The sequence below is a fragment of the Streptomyces thioluteus genome (assembly GCF_039535865.1).
In genome coordinates this window covers 26,063-32,272 of the sequence record NZ_BAAAXZ010000136.1, presented here as the reverse complement: position 1 = coordinate 32,272, position 6,210 = coordinate 26,063, and the positions used below count along the sequence as shown (strand labels likewise).

Here is a 6,210-nt window from a genome sequence, read left to right as displayed (position 1 = left end):
TGCGACGCTCCCCGTCTTCGGCGCCACCGGCGGCAAACCGGCCGCCCTCGGTCCCGTCGAGTCAGCGAGTTGCGCTCGAACGGGCGGACACCGGGTTGCGCGCCGTCGTCCGTTGACCCGGCCCGGCTGCCCGTCGAACCAACCGCGGCCCTCGACGGGTCGTCACGGCCGACCATGGCCGCCCCCGCAACCCTGAACCGGCGCTCGCGAACGGCGCCGACGTGTCCGTCGTCTCGGCGCTCCGGGGCCCAGTGACCAGAATGGACAAACCGGCGGGATATGCCACAACTGCAATACCCGGAGCTCCTTGTGACGGCACATGCAGACGACACGGACGTTCGCCGGATCGTCGATCGTCAGCGGCCAGCCCGCCCGCGCTCGGGGCCGCGGCGCGAACCGTTCTGGTTCCTCGTACAGCTCACCGCGCTCATCCGCGCCCCCCCGTCTAATACCCGCACCACCTAGCGCGAACATGGAGCGGACTGGAGCACCTCGCTGGCGCCCCAGCGCCCACCGACTAAAAGGACCGTGGGCGCCACCCGTAACCTGACAAGGACAAAGCCGGGGCACCGGCCGGAACCACGAAGCACGGTGCGGCTGGAGAAGAACACTCACCGCTTCCAGCCTCATCGCCTGGCCTACCTGGCCACGGCCCTGTCTCGCAGACCGATGCGGACGACCCGGGCCGCGGTCCGCCACTACCATCGCGATCACCGGCGGCTGAACAGCCGTGTGGACCCCTTCTCCCGTCGGAGGGAAGCCCGACGGGAAAGGGGTCCACCACAGGCCGGATACAGACCGCAGCACCGCCCCGGATTTTACGCAGGACAGCACGCGGTCCGGGGCCGTGCACGTTGAGGTAGAAAAAATGCGGAATACAGCGCAGCGTGAGCGCGTTGAGCTGCCGACCACGGGACGACCCACTGGAAGCAAGAAAGGCAAAGCCGGGGAGTCGGGCGGCGGGGTCGCGGAACGTCGGCCCGTCGAGAACAAGGCAAGCGCTCACCGCGTCGAGGAACCGGCCGCCCTCCTCGGAGTGGAGTGCCCGAGGTACGGAGCCGGTCCGGCCCCGCGGCCAGAGACGGCGTCCAGGAAAGGGGGGCCGGTCCAGCGGGCCGGGCACCGGCAACCATTCGCCGGGGCACTGGGACGTCCGGCGCCAGCTCCAGGGTGTCACGAAACCCGGTTCCCCCTGGGCGCACCAGCAGGATGCGGACACCCAACCCCGATCCGCCGGTGGAGGAAGGCGGTCCACCAACAAACGACCCGGGTGCCGACCTGTCTCGAACAGGGCATGGGCGACCCAGCCGGGCACCTCCCTGCTGCCGCCTGCGACGGCGACCCCCAAGAACCGGGAGTACCCAGCCCGTTCGTCCGGGCCGATGCCGCGGGTCTCCCCGCTTTTCCCCAGCCAGTTCCACACTCGAGCCCAGCGGGAACGCGGCCGGTCCGTCATGGTGCGGCTGGGCCCGCTCGGCGGTGATCCACGACAAAGCAGTTTGACGGTAGTCGGAGAGCGGAGCAGTGCCCTGTTCTCCGGGACGCGGACTAGGAAGCGAGAGCACGACGGAATGGCGCGCGATCCAGAGTTGTTGACAAGACGAGGATGTCAAGGAGCGCAAGGGCAAGCGGCCCCATTGACCGTGAAAGGCGATCCAGCCAGCGGAAGTCCTCGTAGCGCGGCACGTCCTCGTCCGTCTCGACCAAGCATGTTGCGGTTTGGCCTTGGCGGAAGAAACCACACTGCGGCCGTTGCTCCGACTGGAGGGAGTCGGCGATCACCCTCCGCGGCGGGGGGACCAGGAAGTGCTCTAGGGTACTTCATCGACGCGCTCCCCGGGTGCGAACCCGGAGTAGTTGCTAGAATGTGGCCTGATGACACGGTGGGCGACAGGCTGGAGCAGGGTGGGAGTTGCCGGGTTCCATCTTGGACCTGCATCAGGAAGTGCAGGACGAAGCCGTCGAACTCCTTGCCAAGGATGCCCAGGACGTCCGGTCTCGGGCTTTGTGGATGACGGGCTTGCCCGGCCGAAACCAGGCGTCTGGAAGGGCCCTTCGGAGGCGACCGACCTCCATGGCCCTCGACGGATAAGAACCGGCCGCTAACGGTGGACTGAGGTTGCCCGCACGGGGGGCGGTCGAACTCAGCCTCGAGCTCGTCGAGCTCGCACACCGTTTCCCAGTTCTCCGAAGCGGTGGGCGTCGCCCGTAGTCCGTCCGCAACCAGCCAACGGGGGACTCCTCGTGCCGGGCACCCGGCCTGCGGGGGCAAAGCGGCGACCGGGCCAGTCCGGAGCGACAAGCGGCCTTTTCGGTCCGGGGGCGCACACGGCGTCGAGCAGGCGGTCCACGGCAGGTTTCCTCTCCCGCGCCTTCCGGCGCAGAAGGGTACGACGGTGCGCCGCGAGGCCTCGGCGAGGGGCACCCGGAACTCCGTCCGACCAGCCGGTGGCGGCCGGAACAAACGGGCGGAGCGATCGTGACGGTCACAGCTCTGACCGGACGTCGCGCCCCGGCTCGGCGGTGCGCCGAGGGGGGTTCGACGGAGGACCACGGGAACGGGCGGGCCGGCCGGTGTGCTCCGCGGCCCAGGGCGGCCACCTGCCCTGAAGACGGAGCCGAGGGGCTCGCCCCGCTGTGTCCGAGCAGAACCAGTGCCAATGGCCGGAAACAGCGCCCCCAAGCGTGCCGGAGCGGCGGCGACGAAAGGCCCGAAGGCGGCGTCGGCCGACGTACAGCAGGTCGCCGAGAGCGACCGTGGCCGGAAAAAATCGTGGCCACATGGTGATCGGAGCACCGGGGCCAAGCGCCCTGCGGGCCATCGTCGTCACCCACGAACGCACGCCGTTGTCCCGGGCCACGGATCCGGGCCTTAAAGCCGAAGACGGTGGGAGCCGCCGGAGGGAGACGCCGGGCAGGACGCCCCTCGGCGTCCGCGGCGAGCAAACAGCCGTTCCAGTCAACGCAGCTGCTAGGCTGTCGTACTCCCCCGCCGGCCGGTCGGTCTCGGTGCCGTCGAGCACTGTCACTTAGTGTGCCAGGGGGGCCCGCCTGGGAGTACGCGCCGTCGAAACAGCACCGTGCCGGCATCCCGTGCGGGGGCAGGGCGGCGAGCGCGCCGCGAGGTCGCTGGACCGATGCCTGGACTGTTGAACGCGTGTCCGAGCGGCCGCGTCGCTCGTCCTCGATCCGCAGGTCGTTCCCAGCCCCCTCGCTCGTGGCGATGTTCGGGCCCGGAATCCGGTGCGAGGACGACGGACGTCGGCGTCCGCGACGGCCGCCGCATCGCGCGGGGCCGAAGTGAGGTCGAGCGGGCGCGGACCATCGACGGGCGGCGCGGGCCCCGGGCGGGGGACGGCCACAGGGCCGCCTGGAACACCGCCCTGATCCGCCAGGGCCAGCCCGCGGAGGAGAGGCAGCCAGTTTGTCGCGCAGACATGCGGAGCGACGAAGGTGCCGGAGGCGCCTAGCAGGGCGACGAGCGGGGCGAGTCACGGCCACAGCCGGTCCTAACTCCGCTTCCCGCAGGCTGCGTAGTCGGGCAGCAGCCCCCCTAACCGCGGCCCTCGGCGAGCGTGGGCGCGTGCGGGTCGCAAAGGAAAGCGGCGAGCGGACGGAGGGTTCCATCGCCCAAAAGTCCGGGGAGGGGCATGGCGAGGGCCGGGGTCGAGGGGAGTCTAGGAAGCGTGCTCCAGCGAGTCAGGGGGCGTAGCCCCTGCCGCAAAGCCAGGACACCACCCGACCGAACCGTCCCTCCAAGGGACAGGAAGGCGTGTCCCAACCCGACGGGGACGTACAGGGCCCGGCCGCCGTCGGCCAGCACGAAGCGATTCGCTCGCAAGGTCGCAGCGGGCCGAAGGTCGAGCGAGCCCACCCGCAGGGTCCACGAGGTAGTCGAGGATACCAAGCGGACCGAGAATGGGGCATTCAGACCGTATTTTGGCGCGGAGGCCCAAAAGGGCGCGTCGGCGAGTGTAGTGGACTCCGCGGGAGGACACGCCGCGGGCAGGAACACGTTGATTGGCTTGACAGTGCGCACCGGGAAGAGCCGGGTGCGGACGGCCCCGCGAACGCCTCCTTGCCCGGAAAAACGGCGAGGTGAACAGGCCACGCGTTCGTCCCGGTACAACGGCAGCGGTGCGAAAGTGCGAATAAGTTGCGCCCCTCGTGTGTCCCCAGCTTCTCCGAGTCCACGCCACGCCCTGCTCAGCCGGTCGCACCGCCCGGAGCACGCCACGAAGAAGAAGACCGGTTGCCGGGGTCTCAGCCGTGACGTACTCGACGGCGAGAGCCGGCCCGGGTTGAAGGCGGTCTCGTACTGTTTCACCGATGTGAAGAAGGCCATCACGATGGGTGCGGTGAGTAAGCTCAACGCCCTTCCCCGGTTCGGCGAACGCGTTAGATGTTGGACCCTCAACCCATCCGGCTAAGGCGGGCGTCCCCCTCGAAGGAAACGAGAAGGCCGTTGTGAGGAGGAGCGGGCAGACAGGTGCGGGCAGTTCCACGCTTCGAGACGACTAGAGACTGGCCGCCCAAAGACAAAATGGGTCTATGGGTGAAAGTTGGCCGGAACCCACCAAGGGGTTGACCACGACGAGCCGCCGCGCGTTTCAGGTGGGCGGCGAACGAGGCCGCGAGGCGTAGCCATTCGCGTCCCCCGGCCGAGGTTTGCCCACGGCGCCTGAAGGGGAGACGAACCGCGGTCGAGCGGTCGGGCCGGTGGCGGCCGGCCCGCATGGTTCGCCCGGTGGCGAGCCGAGGGACGTCCTGTCTCCCGGCGGCAGAAATCGTCCAGGATGCCGTCGGTCCGCGTGGATGGCCCTCGCACCGGGTGAACTCCTGGGCGAAGTACCGTGGCAGATGTGCCGCCGGTGCCGCAGCCGACTTCGAGCAGGGACGCGGCGCGCCGGGTGGGTGGCGCGGATGTGGCCGGGCGACCACGGCCGCCTCGCCCGGTAGTCCTTGCCGCGTCCGCGGTAGATGGAATGGCGTCGTAGGGTCACACGGGCGGCGTAGATGCTCAGGTCGGCCTGGGCGAACGGTGTGGCTGGCATGGTTCGCAGAGCTACTTCCTTCCAGTGGGGGGTGCCCGTCTCAGAGCCCGTCTCAGAGCGCGGCGAGGACCTCGCGGAGGGCCGCGATGGTCCGCTCCTGCACCGCCTCGGGGAGCGAGGGGTACATGGGCAGCGAGAAGATCTCGCCGGCCAGGTCGTTCCGTGACCGGCAGCGAGCCCTCGGACCAGCCGAGGTGCGCGAAGCCGGACATGGTGTGCACCGGCCACGGATAGCTGATGTTGAGGGAGATGCCCCGGGCCTCCAGCGCCTCCAGGACGGCGTCGCGCCGCGGGTGGCGGACGACGTACACGTAGTGGACGTGGTCGTTGCCCTCGTTGACGGACGGCAGCACGAGCCCGCCCGGTCCGGTCAGGTCGCCGAGGCCCTCCTCGTACCGGCGGGCGACCGCGCGCCGGCCCTCGATGTAGGAGTCGAGGCGGCCGAGCTTGCGGCGGAGGATCTCCGCCTGCACCTCGTCCAGCCGCGCGTTGTGACCGGGCGTCCTGACGACGTAGTACGTCCTGTCCATGCCGTAGTAGCGCAGTTGCCGCAGGCGCGGTCGGTCTCCTCGTCGTCGGTGAGCACCGCTCCCCCGTCGCCGTAGGCCCCGAGCACCTTGGTGGGGTAGAAGGAGAACGCGGCGGCGTCGCCCATCGTGCCGCGATCCGGCCGTGGTGACGGGCTCCGTGCGCCTGGGCGCAGTCCTCCAGGGATCTTCAGCCCGTGGCGCCGCGCGATCCGCCTCCAGCGGCGCCATGTCCGCGGCACTGCCCGTAGAGATGGACCGGCAGCAGGACCTTGGTGCGCGGGGGTGATCGCGGCCTCGACCCGGTCGGTGTCGATGAGGAAGTCCTTCTCGCGGACGTCCACGAAGACCGGGACGGCTCCGGTGGAGACGATGGCGACGACGGTCGGCGCAGCGGTGTTGGCCACCGTGACGACCTCGTCGCCCGGCCCGACGCCCAGCGCCTCCAGGGCGAGCGCGAGCGCGTTGGTGCCGTTGTCGACGCCCGTGCAGAAGCCGGTGCCGTGGTAGCGGGCGAACTCCTCCTCGAAGCCCCGCACGCTGCGCCGAGCACCAACTGCCCCGGAGGAGAAGACCTGTTCGACGGCCGCGAGCAGGTCGTGCCCGCTCCTTCTCGTACTCGGGCAGAT

Annotated in this window: 2 protein-coding genes and 1 pseudogene; 1 reads left to right on the top strand and 2 read right to left on the bottom strand. The window is 70.0% G+C overall.

What is annotated here, in order from left to right; genetic code table 11:
- Positions 1-1,548: 1,548 nt before the first annotated feature.
- Positions 1,549-1,803 (bottom strand): hypothetical protein, encoded by a 255-nt coding sequence (locus ABD794_RS19240; protein WP_425586063.1) that lies wholly within the window; start codon positions 1,801-1,803, stop codon positions 1,549-1,551.
- 3,012 nt (positions 1,804-4,815) lie between these two features.
- Between ABD794_RS19240 and ABD794_RS18210 the strand changes: the two genes are divergently transcribed.
- Positions 4,816-4,959, top strand: coding sequence for a hypothetical protein (locus tag ABD794_RS18210; protein ID WP_344964632.1), 144 nt, complete (start codon positions 4,816-4,818; stop codon positions 4,957-4,959).
- 106 nt (positions 4,960-5,065) lie between these two features.
- Here the strand turns inward: ABD794_RS18210 and ABD794_RS18205 are convergent.
- A pseudogene (locus ABD794_RS18205) lies at positions 5,066-6,120 on the bottom strand (DegT/DnrJ/EryC1/StrS family aminotransferase).
- Positions 6,121-6,210: the final 90 nt, after the last annotated feature.

Excerpts from the sequence above, each read along its gene's own strand:
- ABD794_RS18210 (WP_344964632.1), top strand. The coding sequence starts at position 4,816 with ATGGCCCTCGCACCGGGTGAACTCCTGGGCGAAGTACCGTGGCAGATG.